We start from the raw sequence: 14,989 nt of genomic DNA, 5'->3' as shown, positions 1-14,989 counted from the left end.
GACCCCTACGACCCGTCTGATGGTTACGTGGTTCTTACCGTGGCGAATCAGTGGTTGCCCCGGATGTTCTCAGCCCGGAATCGGGCGCACAGTGAAGGCATGCTGACCACATCAGACCTGGCCCAGGTGTTGTTCACCTCCCCGCTGCAGCCCTCGGACGACCTCTCGCCCGACAAGATCAGGACGGCCATCGACGACAGGCTGTGCTCCTGCGACGGCGACGCCGCGGTGTGCGTCGCCTACGTCGCTCAGGAAGCCGGTGATCACCCCGAGTCTTTCGCCAGCCGCATGCGCTGGGCGCTGAACGCCGTGACCACCGCTTACCGGCAGGCGGTGTGACATTGCGGGCAGAAGGCCCGCGCCTTCAGGAACCGGGGTCGCTTTTCGGCGGGTACGTATCGATGACCGAATAGGCGATCAGGATGCGGTGTGATCTAGGGCTAAGGGACGATATTGCTCCCTATCTTCACGACATGCCCTTATCCACGGACGGAAGCCTTGGCCTATCACCGCAAGCGGACCTCTCCGCCACGCAGCCGCCCTGGTGGAAGTACCTCCTCCAGTCAGGACACCAGCACGCCTCCGGTAAGGAGCAATCTCCCGTCGCCCACACCGGTCCGACCGCAGACGCAGCCCGTCCGGCCGCCGGTGACGCCTGCGAGGGTGCTGCCACCCGTTCGCACGAATCCACCCCAGACGAGCGTCGGGCGACTGAACACACCCACGCCGACGAGATCGGCCCCAACCCAGACGCAGCCCGTCCGGCCGCCGGTGACGCCTGCGAGGGTGCCACCGCCCGCCCGAACGAACCCACCTCAGACGAGCGTCGGGCGATCGAGTCCACCTACGCCGACGTTCACCTCCCAGCCGTTGAAGTCGGTTTCCGCGAGCCGGCCGCCTGTAATGCGGATGCCCGGCAACGCAAATGATCCCCCGTTCACACTCAAATTCGCGCCGCTCACCCGCCCACCGGTGCCAAGCCGCCCGATGCCCGCCTCGCCGAGTTCGCCGCTCACCTCGAACGTTCCGCGTACTGTGGGCCCACCCACACGCCTGGGGATGCCAACGCCTTCGGCGCCCCTCAAGCCCTTCAAGCCGGCTCCGCTCCCGGTCGCGGCGAACAGGCCGCCTCCCCTCAGCCCGCCCCCGCCCACGTCGACGACCACAACGACGACGCGAACACGATCCGACGCCGAACGGTCCGATTCGAGTAAGTCCGAACGGGAGCCGAGATCCAGGGATCGGAGCACGGCTCTCAGCAGGTCCGCTCGGACGGAATCGCCGACCGGAAGGTCGAGCCAGCTGAACAAGACCAAACGTGGCACGCTTTCCCCGTACCAGGACAGCGTGCGGTCCGCCAGGAACGAGGATCGTGATAAGCGGTTCTACAAAGAGCTCTATGACACCTGGTACAAGAAAGGCTCTCTTGTCGCCGATCCGAACACCCTGGCCTCCAAGATATACAACATGATGGCGGTCAGCGATGTCGGCTACCTCAAGGACGCGCTGTCCCAAAAGGAAATAGAAGAAATCTATGAGGCGACTGAAGCCTTCACGATTCAGGCGCAAACCGAGGACGGCAAGTATCTGAACGTATCGCAGGCGCTGGAAATAGGATCCTACATAGGCTTCCTCAACCCCGACATCGGGGAGAAGCCCACGGGGCTCAATTATCGTCAACGACGGATAGTCATCAACCTGACCTCGCAGCAGGCCGCCGTGCGCGCCACGAAAGCGCTGGGCTCGCTGAGTTCTGACAAGACTGTCTTTTCTGACCTGATGCAGTTCAAGGTGTTCCTGTCCGCCACCGCCCAGCCGACCACGGAAGTCAAGAACGACAAAATCGTCGTGTACTACCGGGTCGGCGACCAGATGGAGGGCGATGCGGATTACGTCGGCGACCGCATCGTGGCCGCGGTCACCGACGCGCTCCAGGAAGGGGATGCCGACGAGACCGTCACCCCGTTCTACTCGCAGGTGTCACCGGCCATCTCCTGGGCGGAGGAACCGGTGGACTACATACAGGGACTCAGGCAGAGCAAAGACCAGAGTTTCACCTGGACCCGGGCCGCGGTGATCGCCAGTCTGCTCAAGGGTCACGCCGAGCCGGTGCGGAGCGCGGAGGAGCTGCAGCGTCTGATCGAGGCGGGATTAGGAGATTTCGGCGTCATGCCGAAGAAACCACATCGGCACCTCGGCCTATAGACCTGAACGTTTCCTGACAGGTGTCTCGCCTCACCACGAGGGCGTCAGCATGTCCGCGTAGCGTTCCCCCGACTCGCGGCGCCTGATCAGTTCTTCGACGTCGATGGGCTCACCCTCCGGTTTGCGGCGGAACCGATCGGTCGTCGTGTACGCGCGCACATCGGCGAGCGTGGCGAAGTTCAGCGCGGACAGCTCCACCCGGTTGTAGTCCGGATCGCGGTAGTAGAAGCTGGTCGCGATGCCGTGATTGTCGGTTTCGGCCGGAATGATGCCGAGCGGCTTGAGTCTCCGGTAGGCGTCGAAGAGGGACTCATGATCGGGAAATCTCAGCTGGATGTGGTGGAGGCCGACGCTTCTGCGTTCGGTCGAGCCGACATCGAGGCACTCGAAGACGGCGATGCGCTGGGTATAGGGGAATTCGCTGGGCAGGTCGAAGAACGCCATGCGCGTGGGGAGGTCGGGATCGTCGGTTCCCCGGTTCGCTTCTGGTGTCAGATCGAGCGTCGGCGGCTGCCGCAGCACCTCCCCGTACCACCCGCACAGACGGTCATACCAGGACGTTCTCAGCACCACTTCGGATACACCGATGCGGACCATCAACGACCTACCTCTCCGGAGACCAGGTTGGGTTCACGGGCGGCCGCGGGCACGTCGCCATCGGATTCCCCGCCGCGCCTCGACGTCACGCGCCGGCGCCGGGTGAAGAGGGACGCGAGCCCGCCCGGCATGAAGAGAATGATCAGAATGAAGGCCACGCCGAGGAGGAAGTTCGGCTGGGACAGAGGGATCTGGAGGAACTCGGGCAGCCCGGTGACGATCTGGGAGCCGGAGAGCGTCGGCAGGCGCAGGGTCAGGAACTGGTAGAGGACCGCGCCGAGTGCCGCGCCCCACAGGACTCCCCGCCCGCCCAGCACGACCATCAGCACTACGGCCAGCGAGTAGTGCAGCCCCGCGATGCCCGGGTTGGCGCCGCCCATGACGATCGCGAAGACGACTCCGCACATCGCGGCCAGCGTGCAGGAGATGGTCGCGGCGGCCAGCTGGTAGGCGTAGACGTTGTAACCGATGACCTTCGTCCGCAGTGGATTCTCCCGGATGCCCTGCCACACGTGACCGATGTGGGTGCGCACCAGGACGGCGCAGATCACGTACACCACGACGACCAGCGCCAGCGCCAGCCAGTAGACGTTGCGGGTGTTCAGCACTCCGCGCAGCGGATCGGGAAGCACGCCGCGCGCGAAGGTCACTCCGACCTCGCCACCGCTGCCCAGGAATCCGCGCTCGACCGCGATCGCGAACCCCTGCGCCATGGCCAGAGTCGCCATACTGAAGCCGATGCCGGTCAGCCGCAGTGCCGCGGCGTTGCCGACGACGGCGACGACGACACTGAGCACCATCGCCAGCGGAACCCCCAGCGCGAAGCCCAGCCTCGGATTGTTGCTCAGGATGACCGTCGCGTAGCAGCCGAACCCCACGTACAGCGAATGGCCGAACGACATCAGCCCGGTGTAGCCGAACATCAGGTCCAGGGTGATGGCGGCGGCCGCCGCCACCAGCATGAGGGCCAGGACCTGGAGGCTTCCCGGGCTGTTGATCGGGCCGGGCAGCAACCCGCCCACGCTGCGGTGCAGGAAGGGCAGTACGGCGAGGACCACCACCAGGAGGCCGGCGCCTCCATAGCGGAGGGCGCCTGACTTCGTCATACCAGTCTCTCCTTCTGGCCGAGGAGACCTTGCGGGCGGACGAGCAGCGTGGCGACCAGGAGCACCACCACGAGCACGTCCCCGATGCCGTTGAGGATGTAGTAGTTGGCCACCGACTGGCTCACGCCCAGCACCACCGAGGCGATGAGGGCACCGTTGATCGAACCCAGGCCGCCGATGATGAGCACGATGAACGAGAAGATGAGCATGCCGTCACCGAGGAACGGGGAGATTCCCCCGTAGTAGGTCCCGGCCAGGCCGCCCCCGAGACCGGCGAGCATGCCGCCGGCGACGAAGACCACGGTGAACGCGCGCTTCACGTTGATGCCGAGCGCGGACACCATGGCACTGTTCTCGACACCTGCCCGGATGATGAGGCCGTAGCGGGTCCGCGACAGGATCAGCTGGATGCCGACCACCACCACGCCGGCCAGGCCGATGAGCAGAAGGCGGCTGTTGGAGATGGGCGCCCCGGCGATCGAGGTCGTGTCGGTGAGCCAGGCGGGGCGGGGGATCAGGTGCTCGTCCGGTCCCCAGGAACCGGCCATCAGGGCCACCAGGACCATGCCGAGACCGACCGTCGCCAGCAGCTGCTCGAGCTCCTTGCCCTTGAGGGGGCGGATGAGCAGCACCTCGGCGAGGTACGCGACGACGCCGCCGGTCAGGACGGAGACCACGAGGGCGAGCAGCAGCCAGGGTGTCGACGGCGCCTCGAACGACCGCAGCACCAGCCAGGAGGCGAAGCCGCTGGCCGACAGGAACGCGCCGTGGGCGAAGCTCAGCACGCGCATGAGCCCGAAGATCACGGAGAGGCCGGCGGCCAGCAGGAAGTACAGCGAACCCAGGCCGAGACCGGAGATGATGATCAGCAGGAATGTCGACACGCGTCAGCTCTCCTCGTGGTCGGCCGCGACTCCGAGGAGCCGGCGGATGGACGAGTCGTCGGCGAGCACATCCTCGGCCGGCCCGTCGCGTACGACCCGGCCTTCCGACAGCACGAGGACGTGGTCGGCGAGTCGGCGCGCGACGGCGAGGTTCTGCTCCACCAGCAACACGCTGGTATGCGCGGTGATCTGCTCCAGCGTCGCGACGAACTCGCTCACCAGCCGGGGCGCGAGACCTTTCGTCGGCTCGTCGATGAGCATCAGGCGGTTGTCGTGCAGGAGGGCCCGCGCGAGCGACAACATCTGCTGCTGGCCGCCCGACATGGTGCCCGCCCGCTGACCGCGACGATCACGGAGCTCGGGAAAGAGCGCGAAGACGCGGTCATAGTCCGGGGTCAGGCCGCGCCGCTCGGCCAGGCGGAGGTTCTCGGCCACGGTCAGTCCGTGGAAGACATCCCGGTCCTCGGGGACGTAGGCCAGGCCGAGCCGGACGATCTCGTGCGTCTCCAGGCCGCTGAGCCGGCGGCCGTCGAACTCGATCACGCCGGTGTGGTTCATGAGCCCGAGGACGGACTTGAGGGTGGACGTCTTGCCGACCCCGTTGCGGCCGAGGATGACCGTCACCTGGGCGGGCCGGGTCGTGAACGAGACTCCCTGCAGGATGTGCGACTGCCCGACGTAGGCGTGAAGGTCCCGGAGGGACAGGACGGACCCGGGCGCCCGCTGGTGAGGATCGGCTTTCACAATGGTTCACCCATGTACGCGGTCTGGACGACGTCGTTCGCGATGATCTCGTCCGGTGGCCCGATCGCGATCATGGCGCCGTGGTGCATCACACCGATGCGCTCAGCCAGGTCGAGGACCACATGAATGTGGTGTTCGACCATGACGGTGGTCTTGCCCTGCTCGCGGTGGACCCTGCGGATCAGCTCCACGAGCTCCGCCACGTCGTCGACGCTGACGCCGGCCATCGGCTCGTCGAGCAGGATGACGCTGGCGCCCTGCGCGAGGACCATGGCCAGCTCCAGCTTGCGCTGTTCCCCGTGGGAGAGCTCCGACGCCAGCCGGTCGGGCCGCCTTCCCAGGCCCACCAGGTCGAGGGTCTCCCGGGCCCGTTCGGTGACGGGGTCGTCCTTCAACACCCGGCGGAACCCGGTGCGCAGCCGCGCGTCCCGGCCGTTGGCGGCCAGCCGGGCGTTTTCCAGCAGGCTCCGGCCGAGGAAGAGGTTGGACGTCTGAAACGTGCGCCCCAGCCCGCTGCGGGCGACCCGGTGTGGCGGCAGGCCGGTCACGTCCCGGCCCCGCAGGTGCACCGTGCCCGACGTCGGCGGCGTGGCCACGCTCAGCACGTTGATGAGGCTGGTCTTGCCGGCCCCGTTCGGCCCGATGATGGCGAGGAACTCGCCCGCGGCGACGTCGACGGAGACGTCGACGAGGATGTGGTGGCCGTCGACCACCAGGTTGATGGCCTTGCCCGAGAGCGCGACGCTCTCGGGCAGGACCTCATTGGCCGGGGCGGCCGTCATGGGATGGTCCGGGTCACCGGCGACAGGACGTCCGCGGCGGCGTAGGTCTTGATGACCTTCAGCCGATATTCCGCACCGGCCTTCTCCATCGCGTAGCCGAAGATGGGCTGGACGCAGATGTGGTCCTCGGGCCGGATCGTCACCGTACCGACCGGGGTCTCGAACTTGGCGCCCGACAGCGCCTTGTGCACGGCGTCGACCTTCAGGCTCGGTCCGGCCTGCTCGATGGCCTTCACCACCATGAGCGCGCCGAGGTACCCCTCCGCCTGCTGGTGGTCGATGGGAGCCTTGAGCCCGAGCCGCTTCAGCGCCTCGTCCATGGCCTTCTCGCCGTCATTCCCCATGGTGTCCTGGGCGTAGTAGGTGATCAGCTCGGCCTTGTCGAGGTTGTCGCCGAGGGCGGCGGCGTACGACTCGAACTGGGGCCGGCCGGGACCGATCGTGATGATGTGGGACTTGTCGAACCCGCCCTGGTCGGCGAGGGCCTTGAAGAGCTGTGGCAGTCCCTCACCGGCCCAGCCGACGAAGATCGCGTCCGGGTTGGCCGCGAGCGCTGTGGCGACCCCGGCGGTGAAGTCTTGCGTCCCGACGGGCAGGAGGACGTTGTCGACCTCGATCACCTTGTCCGGGCCGATCTGCTCGAGCGAGGCCACGGCCGCCTTGCCGTACGCGTAGTCCTGGCCGATGTACATCAGGGTCTTGGCGCCACGGGCGGCGGCCGCCTGCATGACCGCCGTGTTGAGCTGGGGCGTCGTCGGCGACGTGCGGTAGACGCCGGCCCCCATGCCGTCGATGTCGGCGCTTCCGGTGGGGCCGGCGATGAGGATGGCGTCGTTGTCGATGGCCAGCTGCGCGACCGGCACGACGACGGCCGAGCTTGCCGGCCCGGCGAGAATCCGGACTCCCGCGCCCAGCAACTCCTTGGCGACGCTCAGACCGGTCGTCGGGTCGCTGGTGTCGTTGCGCACCTGGATCTGGACCTTGACGTCGCCCACCTGGTTGGTGCCCTTGGTGGCCACGTCGAGTCCGGCGCGGAAGCCGTCCTCCCACGCGGGCCCGAAGTTCGAGATGGGCCCGGTGTACGACCCGATGATGCCGACCGTGACCGTCTCGGCGGCCGTGTCGCCCGTACCTTCTTCGACGCTGCACGAGATCAGCGCCAAAAGGCTCAGGACGAGCAGCCCTGACGTCGCGATGTTGTTCCTTCTCATGGCCTTGCCTTGCGTGAGGGCTCCGCGGAGCCAGGTGGAATGTCCCTCCCCCGAGCCGGGTGCCTGGAGCGGCACACCGGTCGCGTCCCACCCGCCGCGCGGTGTGGTCGCCCATGGTGTGATTGGAGTGTTGAAGATATCCGATTTTCGGAGTTGCCTATCCGAATGTTGCTCATTGAAACATGTCCGTAATGTGACGTCAAGCACGAACATGGAGAGAACTACCTGGATCAGCTGCGTTCCATCACCCTCTTGTCCGCTGCTACGCTCGCCCGAACGAATCTGGAAAGTGGTCATCTATATCCGATAATCGGAGCACTGGGAGGACGGTCATGGTCACGCTCGATGGGAAGGTCGTGCTGATCACGGGCGGCGCTCGCGGCCAAGGGGCAGCTGAGGCGGAACTGGTTGCGGCGATGGGGGCGCGGGTGGTGATCGGCGACCTGCTCGAGGCGGAGGGCGTCGAGCTGGCCGGGGTGCTCAACGCCCGCCACGGCACCGGCACCGCCCACTTCGCCGGCCTCGACGTCCGATCCGAGGAGTCGTGGCAGCGGATCGTCGCCGACGCGCTGGCCCGGTACGGGCGACTCGACGGTCTGGTGAACAACGCCGGAATCGCTCGGCCGGGGACGATCCTGGACACGGCGCCGTCCCTGTGGGACGAGCTCATGGACGTCAACGCCCGCGGCAGCTTTCTCGGCATCCGGGCGGTGGCGCCGGCCATGATCGAGCAGGGCGGTGGGGCCATCGTGAACATCGGCAGCGCGGTGGCGCTCGCCGGCTATCACGCCGTCGCGTACGGCGTGAGCAAATGGGCGGTGCGAGGACTGACCAAGGCGGCCGCGCTCGAGTTCGCCGCGTCGGGCATCCGGGTCAACGCGGTGCATCCGGGCGTCGTCGACACCCCGATGGTGGCGGCCAATCCGCGGCAGCGGGACGCGGTCACCGCCGTGACACCGGCCGGGCGACCGGCGGTGCCGGCCGACATCGCCCAGGTGGTGATCTTCCTGTTGAGCGACGGGGCCTCCTACCTGACCGGCGCGGACATCCCGGTCGACGGAGGCTTCAGCTCCGGGGCCGCCGCGCTACAGATCGCCCGCGCCACCGGCGTCCTGTGACGTCCCCTTGGCTCGGTCCCCGGCCGAGGCGACGACCGCGTGCGTGTCCCAGTGGAAGGGGCTCATCGAGGCGATCAGCCCGTCCCGGAAGGTGATGTGCTGGAGCACGATGTTCCGCAGCTCCCGCCCCGACGCGCGAAACCGGACGGTGCTTCGAAGGAGGACGAAGACGTCGTCACCATCGGCGAATACCGTCCGGTCGCCGAACGTGGCGCGCTCGTACACCTCCGAGAGCCGGTTCATCAGGGCCAGCACGCCGGCGTGGCCGTGCCAGTCGCCGCCGTACGGCAGGCTCGGCGCCTCCTGGATCACGACATCCTCGGCGAAGCACGCGAGCAGCCGGGCCTGGGCGGCGGGGTCCGTCCCCGCCCGCGCGAGGTAGGCCTCTTCCTCGGCGTAGAAGCGAGCCAGCGCCTGCCGACCCCGGGCGCGGTCCTCGACCATTGGGGCCTCCCTCCCGAACCTTGGATAGGGAGCTATTCCCCATCCATTATTCGGAGGATAGTATCCGAATATCGGCTAGTAGAAGGTGGACGGCTTTGTACACCATTGAAGAGATCAGCGCTCACCTCGAGATACGCGACGTGCTCCAGCGGTACTGCCGGGGGTGCGACCGGCGGGACCCGGAACTGGTGAAGTCGGCCTACTTCCCGGACGCGGTCGACATCCGCGCCTACGACGCCCCCGACGCGACACCGGCGGAGTTCGCGCGGCGGCTCGTCGACGGGTTCGGCGACCTGCCGGAGTTCAGCCAGCACCACATCACCAATGTGATCATCGACCTCGACATCGAGGCCGGTGTCGCGAACGTCGAGACGTACAACCTGGTGATGCATCCGGTCGGCCCGCAGACCAGCCTCGTGCTCAAGCCCGAGGACAGCGGGACCCATCTGCGCATCATGGGCGGTCGCGCCCTCGACCGGTTCGAGCGGCGCGACGGGGAGTGGCGGATCGCGCGCCGGGTGATGCTCATCGACTGGTCGCGCGACGACCTGCCGGGCAATCCGGTCTGGGCGACGATCAAGCAAGGGCTCCGGCCTGGCGGACTGGGCGCCGATCCCTCGTATGCCCATTTTCAGGGTGCCTAGACGGTGGCGAGCTCGGCGCGCAGGGCGTTCACCCCACCCAGCCACGCGGCGTTGCTGTAGGCCCGGCGCGCGTAGAAGTGGGCGTCGCACTCGTAGGTGAACCCCAGGGCGCCGTGCACCAGGATCGAGGATTCGGCGACGCGGCAGAACGCGTCCATGGCGTGGCTGGCGGCGGCCAGGGACAGTGCCGGCGCGTCTTCGCCGCCCTCATCGACGGCGGCGATCGCGCCCCGTACGACCGCGCGTGTGGTCTCGACGTCGACGAACATGTCCGCACACCGGTGCCGCACCGCCTGGAAGCTGCCGATGCTCCGGCCGAAGGCGGTCCGCTGCCGGGCGTAGCCGACCGCGGCGTCGTGCGCGGCCCGCATGCCGCCGAGACAGTCGGCCGCGATGGCCGCCAGCCACCCTGAGCGCAGCCGGGTGAGGTCCGCGGGGGACAGGCGTCCCAGCTCCCGGGTCGTCGCGGAAGGGAGCTCCACCACCGCCGCGGGTCGGCTCCGGTCGAGGACCTGCAAGGGTTCACGCCGAGCTTTGTCGAGCGCGACCAGGGAGACTACGGCCCCGGAAGGGTCAGGCAGCACCAGAACCATGTGCTGGGCCGACAATCCGCCCGGCACGTAGCCCAGGCGGCCGGTGACCGACCCGTCCTCCGCCGCCCGCCGCACCGATTCCGCACCGGCCAGGACCCCGGGCCAGGCCACCGTGGTCGGACCGGACAGGATCTCCCCTTGCGTAATCCCAGGCCACGACGCCGCCAGACCCGTCCAGAGCGCCAAGGCCGACGGGAGTAGATCCGGCGCGACCAGTCCCACGGCCGCCTCCTCGACGGCCGCGAGAACGTGTCGCAGCCGCCCACCGGTCCGCCCGGGCTCGTCCGGGAGCATAGCCTCGAGGATCCCGAGCTCGCTCAGATGACGTCGGGTCACATCATCGTCGCCGCGCTCGGCGTGTTCGCTGAGACTCCGGCGGCTTCGCGCCGAATCCACGACCCGGGACAGCTCGGCCCTGATCTGGCGTTCCACGTCGTCGTCGGCGTACATGCGTCACCCTTCCGTCTACGGCTCCTTCGGCAGGCCGAGGATCCGGTTGGCGATGATGGTCTTCTGGATCTCATCGGTCCCGCCCGCGTTCTTGATGCCGGGCCAGGCGAGCGCGAGCCGGCTCCACCGGTCATCCACGACGAGGTCGCCGCCGACGAGCCGCCGGGCGAACCGGGCAGCCTCGAACACGCTCTCGGCCAGGAAGAGCTTGGCCGCCGAGCCCTCGGGACCCGGATCGCCGCCTCGCCGTACCGACCGGACCATCTGCTGCCGCAGCTGCTCCAGCACGATCCGCCTGGCCCGGAGGGCGCCCAGGGCCGCGGCCACGTCGGGCTGGTTCAGCAGGCCGCGTCGCACCGCCTCGGCCCGCAGCTCGTCGTACGGGATCTGGTCGGCGCCGACGGCGAGTCGCTCGTTCATGAGCGTGGTCATGGCCACGGCCCAGCCCTGACCGACCGGGCCGATCGGCGCCTCGGCGGGTAACGGGACCTGGTCGAGGAAGACCTCGTTGAACGTCGATGCCCCCGTCGCCTGCCGGATGCGGCGGATCGACACACCGGGTGCCGCCATGTCGAGTTCGAACGCGGTCAGGCCGCCGTGGCCGTCGGCGCCGGTGCGGGCCAGCAGGTAACCGCGCTGGGCCAGATGCGCCCACGACGTCCACACCTTCTGGCCGGTGACGGTCCAGGTGCCGTCGGTCCGGCGGGTGGCGCGGGTGCGCAACGCGGCGAGGTCCGATCCCGCGTCGGGTTCGGAGAACAGCTGGCACCACATGTCACGGCCGCTGATGATCCCCTCGATCGAGGCGCGTTTCTCGGGCGACCAGTGCACCAGAGTCGGCAGGACCATCCGGGTCGTCACTTCCAGCACATGGGTCGGCACGTGGAAGCGCGCTTCCTCGTCGGTGAACATCACGTCATCGGCCCGGGACAGCCCGCGCCCGCCGAGCTCGGGCGGCAGCGAGAGGGCGGCCCACCCGGCCTCGAACTTGTGCCGCTGCCACCGGCGGGCGAGCTCGACCAGCGCCGGCTCCTCGGCCTCGTCGACGACCTCGAAGGGGGAGAGTGGTCCAGGGCCGGCGGGCTCGAACCGGGGCGCGTGCTCGCGGAGCCAGGTGGCCGCCTCCGCGCGGAGCGCCGCGGTCATGAAGGTCGCTCGTACAGCTGCGTGATGGCGACGGATCCGGCCCCCAGCAGGTGGCACAGGCCGACCGATCGGCCCCCGCGCAGCTGGCGGACGGTCTCGTGGACCTGGGCCAGCCCGGTCGGGCCGCCTGGGTGGCCGCCGGCGATGAGGCCGCCGTGCGTGGAGAACTCCGGCAGGCCGAAGCGCTCCCGCGAGCCGGGACCGAAAGCGCCCTTCTCGACCAGGCCCTCGGCCTCGCCGTCCGCGGCGAAGCCGAGAAGTTCGTAGTAGTACAGTTCCTCGATGGCGAAGGCATCGTGCACCTGCACGACGTCGATGTCGGACGGCCCCCGCCCGGTGGCCTGGTAGAGCGCGGCGGCCGCTCGCCGGGACATTGCCGGCGGCCCGACGATCGCCCCCTGGAAGACGTGACCGGGGCTGTACGTCTCGCTCTCGATGTGCGAATGCAGCATCCGCACCGCGCGGTCGGCGCCGTGCCGTGCCGCGAACTCCGCCGAGCAGACGACGGCGGCGGCCGCGCCCTCGCCCCACGGAGTGCACATCATGCTCGTCAACGGCGGCGCGATCATGCGGCTGGCGAGGACCTTCTCCACGGTGATCGGCTCGGCCGCCCGCCGGGCCGCGTACGGATTGCCGCGGGCATAGTTCCAGTTCTTCGCGGCCACCGCCGCCAGGTGGCGCGGAGTCGTGCCGCGGTCGTGCATCCGGCGGTTGGCCCACATGGCGAACAGCGCGGGAGCGGGCAGATTGCCCTCGCCCTCGATGATCTCAAGAGCGGACTGCTCACTCTCCGGGCAGTCGACGCCCAGGACCAGCACCGCCTCGTACGCTCCCGAGCCCACCCCCAGCCACGCCAGATGCATGGCGGCCAGGCCCGAGGCGGAGGCGTGCTCGGCGTGCAGCACCGCCAGGCCGGTGACCCCCAGCTCCTTGGCGAGGTAGACCCCGCGCGGCGTCAGCGGGTGCGCGGAGCCGCAGACGAAGGCGTCGAGGTCGGCGAAGGCGCAGCCTGCGTCCGAGAGGGCCGCCACCGAGGCGTCCGTGGCCAGCCGGCGCGCCGAGCCCGGCGCATACCGTCCGGACGGCACCATGCCGGTGCCGAGGACCATGACGTCACGCATGCTCGAACCACCTGTCCCCGTCGGGTGAGCCGGCCAGCCGGTACCGCGCCCCGATCTGATGGTCGCCCGGCGCCAGCCGTACCTGCAGTCTGACCCCGTCGTCGAGATCGACCTGTCCGTACGCCGTCCCCGCGTAGGTGGTCCACGAGTAGAGGACTCCCTCGGATGCGAGAGCGGATTCGACCAATGGGCGCATCCGGCCGTCGACGCTCAGCGCCCTCGCCGGGTAGAAGACCTGCCCCGTCTCGGGATCCTTGCTTCCGGTCAACGGTCGCACTGGCCCGTCCGCCGCCGGCATCAGGATGAAGGTGTTCCGGTAGGCCACGCGCAGTCCCGTGTCGTCGGAGAGTTCCGCGACCAGATCGACCAGGCGCATCACACCGGCCCGGCCCTCGCGCGTGCGCTCCTCGCCGACGTACTCCCGGACTTCGAAGACCTCGCCGACACGCACCGGACCTCGGGTCATGGAGATCGAGGTCTCACCGAGCAGCGTCCGGGAGTGGTCGAATCCGACTCGGTCGATGGGGTCGGGATTGGGCAGCCAGAAGCTCAGCACGGACAGGTAGGTCGGTGGTACCGGGCTACCCGGGGCCATCGGCTCGGGCCATCGCACCGCCTCGCTGAAACGTTTCGCCGTGCCCAGCTCGACCGGGAACGTGCACCGTTGCTCGTCCCGGCCACCGCCGGCCGCGGGCGGCGCGTCGAGGCCGGCCAGTTCGAGGCTGACCTTGCGCTCGCCCCCACCGGTCAGGTCGGCGGTGGTCCGGTCGGGCCCGACCGACGACTCGGCCTCCAGGTCGAGCCCGAGGGGGACGATCCCGTGGTACCTGAGCCGGAGGAACCACGGCGCGTCCTCCGGCGGGGACGCCCCCTGGGACACCACGTGCGACACCAGCCATCCACCGTGGAGGGCGCCCATGGCGAAGAGCCCCTCGTGCCCGGCCGCTCGGTTGAACGACGGGTCGTAGTGGATGGGATTCAGATCGCCGCTCGCTCCGGCGTAGCGGACGACATCGGTGAGCTGGACACTGCCGAGCCGGTCAGGCATGCGCACCCGCCTGTCCGAACAGCTCGGGCCACGCCTGGTCGAGCTGTTCAAGCGTCCATCGGCTGTCACCGGCTTTGATCCGAGGGCCCCGGGTCCAGGGCTGGACGACGGTCACCTCATCGCCCTCCACGGTGTAGACCGTTCCGGAGGGGGCGCCGCACCCGGCCGACGCGAGCCACACCACGAAAGGGCTGACGTTGTCCGGGTCGAAGAAGTCGAATCCGGCCTCCGGCTTCGCCACGGCCTCGACCGCCGCCGGTGAGCTCTCGGTCAGCCGGGTACGGGCGCTCGGCCCGATCGCATAGGAGCGCACGCCGAGCCGCTCGTTGAGCTCGAGGTGGCACTCGTAGGCGAACGTGGCGATCCCCGACTTGGCGGAGGCGTAGTTGGCTTGGCCGGGGCTGCCGAACAAGCCGGAGATGCTCGTCGTGTGGATCAGCACCGCGTCGCGCGGCCCGGGGTTCTCCTTGGCCCGGGCCCGCCAGTGCGCGGCCACAGCCCGAGTCGGGCAGAAATGACCGCGCAGATGGACCCGGACCACGTCGTCCCACTCCTGCTCGGTCATGTTCACCAGCATCCGGTCCCGCAGGATCCCGGCGTTGTTGATGAGCACGTCGACGTCCCCGAAGGCGTCGAGGGCGGCCTGGACGAGCCGGTGGGCGCCCTCCCAGTCGGCGACGTCGTCGCCATTGGCGATCGCCTGGCCGCCCGCTTCGCGGATCTCGCGGACGACGTCGTCCGCCGGGGTGCCGTCACCCCGCTCGCCGTGCAGCCCGCCGCCCAGGTCGTTGACCACGACCTTGGCGCCCTCCCGGGCGAGGCGGAGGGCGTACGAACGACCCAGCCCCCGGCCCGCCCCGGTGACGATCGCCACTCTGTCCCGCAGTCTGCTCATC

17 protein-coding genes are annotated in these 14,989 nt (G+C 68.9%); 4 read left to right on the top strand and 13 right to left on the bottom strand.

All coding sequences use genetic code 11. The features are described from left to right. The first annotated feature begins 99 nt into the window (after nucleotides 1-99). Nucleotides 100-339 carry a hypothetical protein gene (locus Aple_RS12125; RefSeq protein WP_155344641.1) on the top strand — a complete coding sequence of 80 codons (240 nt, stop codon included), beginning with the start codon at nucleotides 100-102 and terminating at the stop codon, nucleotides 337-339. Nucleotides 340-815: 476 nt separating this feature from the next. Here Aple_RS12125 and Aple_RS12120 read toward each other — a convergent pair whose 3' ends face one another. Further along, the gene (locus tag Aple_RS12120; RefSeq protein ID WP_155344640.1) at nucleotides 816-1,316 is read right to left on the bottom strand and encodes a hypothetical protein; all 501 of its coding nucleotides are present in this window, start codon (nucleotides 1,314-1,316) and stop codon (nucleotides 816-818) included. A gap of 31 nt (nucleotides 1,317-1,347) precedes the next feature. Here Aple_RS12120 and Aple_RS12115 point away from each other — a divergent pair, with 31 nt between their 5' ends. Further along, entirely contained in the window at nucleotides 1,348-2,205 is an 858-nt protein-coding gene (locus Aple_RS12115) for a T3SS effector HopA1 family protein (protein WP_155344639.1), read from the top strand. 30 nt (nucleotides 2,206-2,235) lie between these two features. Here Aple_RS12115 and Aple_RS12110 read toward each other — a convergent pair whose 3' ends face one another. Genes Aple_RS12110 through Aple_RS12085 form a run of 6 tightly spaced genes read right to left on the bottom strand, consistent with a single transcriptional unit; the run spans nucleotide 2,236 to nucleotide 7,529 of the window. Beyond that, nucleotides 2,236-2,802 (bottom strand): VOC family protein, encoded by a 567-nt coding sequence (locus Aple_RS12110; RefSeq protein WP_218038267.1) that lies wholly within the window; start codon nucleotides 2,800-2,802, stop codon nucleotides 2,236-2,238. Next, nucleotides 2,802-3,908 carry a branched-chain amino acid ABC transporter permease gene (locus tag Aple_RS12105; RefSeq protein WP_155344637.1) on the bottom strand — a complete coding sequence of 369 codons (1,107 nt, stop codon included), beginning with the start codon at nucleotides 3,906-3,908 and terminating at the stop codon, nucleotides 2,802-2,804. The genes Aple_RS12110 and Aple_RS12105 overlap by 1 nt, the downstream gene beginning before the upstream one ends. Beyond that, nucleotides 3,905-4,792 (bottom strand): branched-chain amino acid ABC transporter permease, encoded by an 888-nt coding sequence (locus Aple_RS12100; protein ID WP_155344636.1) that lies wholly within the window; start codon nucleotides 4,790-4,792, stop codon nucleotides 3,905-3,907. Before Aple_RS12100 ends, Aple_RS12105 begins: the two co-directional genes overlap by 4 nt. Nucleotides 4,793-4,795: 3 nt before the next feature. Further along, the gene (locus Aple_RS12095; RefSeq protein WP_155344635.1) at nucleotides 4,796-5,536 is read right to left on the bottom strand and encodes an ABC transporter ATP-binding protein; all 741 of its coding nucleotides are present in this window, start codon (nucleotides 5,534-5,536) and stop codon (nucleotides 4,796-4,798) included. Next, nucleotides 5,533-6,318 carry an ABC transporter ATP-binding protein gene (locus Aple_RS12090; protein WP_155344634.1) on the bottom strand — a complete coding sequence of 262 codons (786 nt, stop codon included), beginning with the start codon at nucleotides 6,316-6,318 and terminating at the stop codon, nucleotides 5,533-5,535. The genes Aple_RS12095 and Aple_RS12090 overlap by 4 nt, the downstream gene beginning before the upstream one ends. Then, nucleotides 6,315-7,529: an ABC transporter substrate-binding protein gene (locus Aple_RS12085; protein ID WP_170321421.1), complete on the bottom strand. Its 1,215-nt coding sequence runs from the start codon at nucleotides 7,527-7,529 to the stop codon at nucleotides 6,315-6,317. The genes Aple_RS12090 and Aple_RS12085 overlap by 4 nt, the downstream gene beginning before the upstream one ends. A gap of 332 nt (nucleotides 7,530-7,861) precedes the next feature. Here Aple_RS12085 and Aple_RS12080 point away from each other — a divergent pair, with 332 nt between their 5' ends. Then, nucleotides 7,862-8,647, top strand: coding sequence for an SDR family NAD(P)-dependent oxidoreductase (locus Aple_RS12080; RefSeq protein ID WP_155344632.1), 786 nt, complete (start codon nucleotides 7,862-7,864; stop codon nucleotides 8,645-8,647). Here the strand turns inward: Aple_RS12080 and Aple_RS12075 are convergent. Beyond that, the gene (locus Aple_RS12075) at nucleotides 8,615-9,091 is read right to left on the bottom strand and encodes a nuclear transport factor 2 family protein (RefSeq protein WP_155344631.1); all 477 of its coding nucleotides are present in this window, start codon (nucleotides 9,089-9,091) and stop codon (nucleotides 8,615-8,617) included. The genes Aple_RS12080 and Aple_RS12075 overlap by 33 nt on opposite strands. Nucleotides 9,092-9,186: 95 nt before the next feature. On the opposite strand from Aple_RS12075, the gene Aple_RS12070 reads away from it, so the two are divergent. Continuing rightward, complete coding sequence (locus Aple_RS12070) at nucleotides 9,187-9,735, top strand: nuclear transport factor 2 family protein (protein WP_170321420.1); 549 nt, start codon at nucleotides 9,187-9,189, stop codon at nucleotides 9,733-9,735. Here the strand turns inward: Aple_RS12070 and Aple_RS12065 are convergent. Genes Aple_RS12065 through Aple_RS12045 form a run of 5 tightly spaced genes read right to left on the bottom strand, consistent with a single transcriptional unit; the run spans nucleotide 9,732 to nucleotide 14,988 of the window. Then, entirely contained in the window at nucleotides 9,732-10,778 is a 1,047-nt protein-coding gene (locus Aple_RS12065; RefSeq protein WP_155344629.1) for an acyl-CoA dehydrogenase family protein, read from the bottom strand. The genes Aple_RS12070 and Aple_RS12065 overlap by 4 nt on opposite strands. A 15-nt stretch (nucleotides 10,779-10,793) precedes the next feature. Then, nucleotides 10,794-11,924 carry an acyl-CoA dehydrogenase family protein gene (locus Aple_RS12060; RefSeq protein WP_155344628.1) on the bottom strand — a complete coding sequence of 377 codons (1,131 nt, stop codon included), beginning with the start codon at nucleotides 11,922-11,924 and terminating at the stop codon, nucleotides 10,794-10,796. Beyond that, on the bottom strand, nucleotides 11,921-13,045 hold the full coding sequence (locus Aple_RS12055) for a thiolase family protein (RefSeq protein WP_155344627.1): 1,125 nt from the start codon (nucleotides 13,043-13,045) through the stop codon (nucleotides 11,921-11,923). The genes Aple_RS12060 and Aple_RS12055 overlap by 4 nt, the downstream gene beginning before the upstream one ends. After that, a complete protein-coding gene (locus Aple_RS12050) occupies nucleotides 13,038-14,093 on the bottom strand; it encodes an FAS1-like dehydratase domain-containing protein (protein WP_155344626.1) in 1,056 nt (351 codons plus the stop codon). The genes Aple_RS12055 and Aple_RS12050 overlap by 8 nt, the downstream gene beginning before the upstream one ends. Beyond that, the gene (locus Aple_RS12045) at nucleotides 14,086-14,988 is read right to left on the bottom strand and encodes an SDR family NAD(P)-dependent oxidoreductase (RefSeq protein WP_155344625.1); all 903 of its coding nucleotides are present in this window, start codon (nucleotides 14,986-14,988) and stop codon (nucleotides 14,086-14,088) included. The genes Aple_RS12050 and Aple_RS12045 overlap by 8 nt, the downstream gene beginning before the upstream one ends. Nucleotide 14,989: the final 1 nt, after the last annotated feature.

The sequence above is a fragment of the Acrocarpospora pleiomorpha genome, from assembly GCF_009687885.1.
GTDB lineage: Bacteria > Actinomycetota > Actinomycetes > Streptosporangiales > Streptosporangiaceae > Acrocarpospora > Acrocarpospora pleiomorpha.
Note: the sequence above shows the minus strand (reverse complement) of the source record. Positions and strands in the feature narration are given on the sequence as shown.

Excerpts from the sequence above, each read along its gene's own strand:
- Aple_RS12125 (WP_155344641.1), top strand. The coding sequence starts at position 100 with ATGCTGACCACATCAGACCTGGCCCAGGTGTTGTTCACCTCCCCGCTG.
- Aple_RS12110 (WP_218038267.1), bottom strand. The coding sequence starts at position 2,802 with ATGGTCCGCATCGGTGTATCCGAAGTGGTGCTGAGAACGTCCTGGTAT.
- Aple_RS12105 (WP_155344637.1), bottom strand. The coding sequence starts at position 3,908 with ATGACGAAGTCAGGCGCCCTCCGCTATGGAGGCGCCGGCCTCCTGGTG.
- Aple_RS12090 (WP_155344634.1), bottom strand. The coding sequence starts at position 6,318 with ATGACGGCCGCCCCGGCCAATGAGGTCCTGCCCGAGAGCGTCGCGCTC.
- Aple_RS12085 (WP_170321421.1), bottom strand. The coding sequence starts at position 7,529 with ATGAGAAGGAACAACATCGCGACGTCAGGGCTGCTCGTCCTGAGCCTT.
- Aple_RS12080 (WP_155344632.1), top strand. The coding sequence starts at position 7,862 with ATGGTCACGCTCGATGGGAAGGTCGTGCTGATCACGGGCGGCGCTCGC.
- Aple_RS12075 (WP_155344631.1), bottom strand. The coding sequence starts at position 9,091 with ATGGTCGAGGACCGCGCCCGGGGTCGGCAGGCGCTGGCTCGCTTCTAC.
- Aple_RS12065 (WP_155344629.1), bottom strand. The coding sequence starts at position 10,778 with ATGTACGCCGACGACGACGTGGAACGCCAGATCAGGGCCGAGCTGTCC.
- Aple_RS12060 (WP_155344628.1), bottom strand. The coding sequence starts at position 11,924 with ATGACCGCGGCGCTCCGCGCGGAGGCGGCCACCTGGCTCCGCGAGCAC.
- Aple_RS12055 (WP_155344627.1), bottom strand. The coding sequence starts at position 13,045 with ATGCGTGACGTCATGGTCCTCGGCACCGGCATGGTGCCGTCCGGACGG.
- Aple_RS12050 (WP_155344626.1), bottom strand. The coding sequence starts at position 14,093 with ATGCCTGACCGGCTCGGCAGTGTCCAGCTCACCGATGTCGTCCGCTAC.
- Aple_RS12045 (WP_155344625.1), bottom strand. The coding sequence starts at position 14,988 with ATGAGCAGACTGCGGGACAGAGTGGCGATCGTCACCGGGGCGGGCCGG.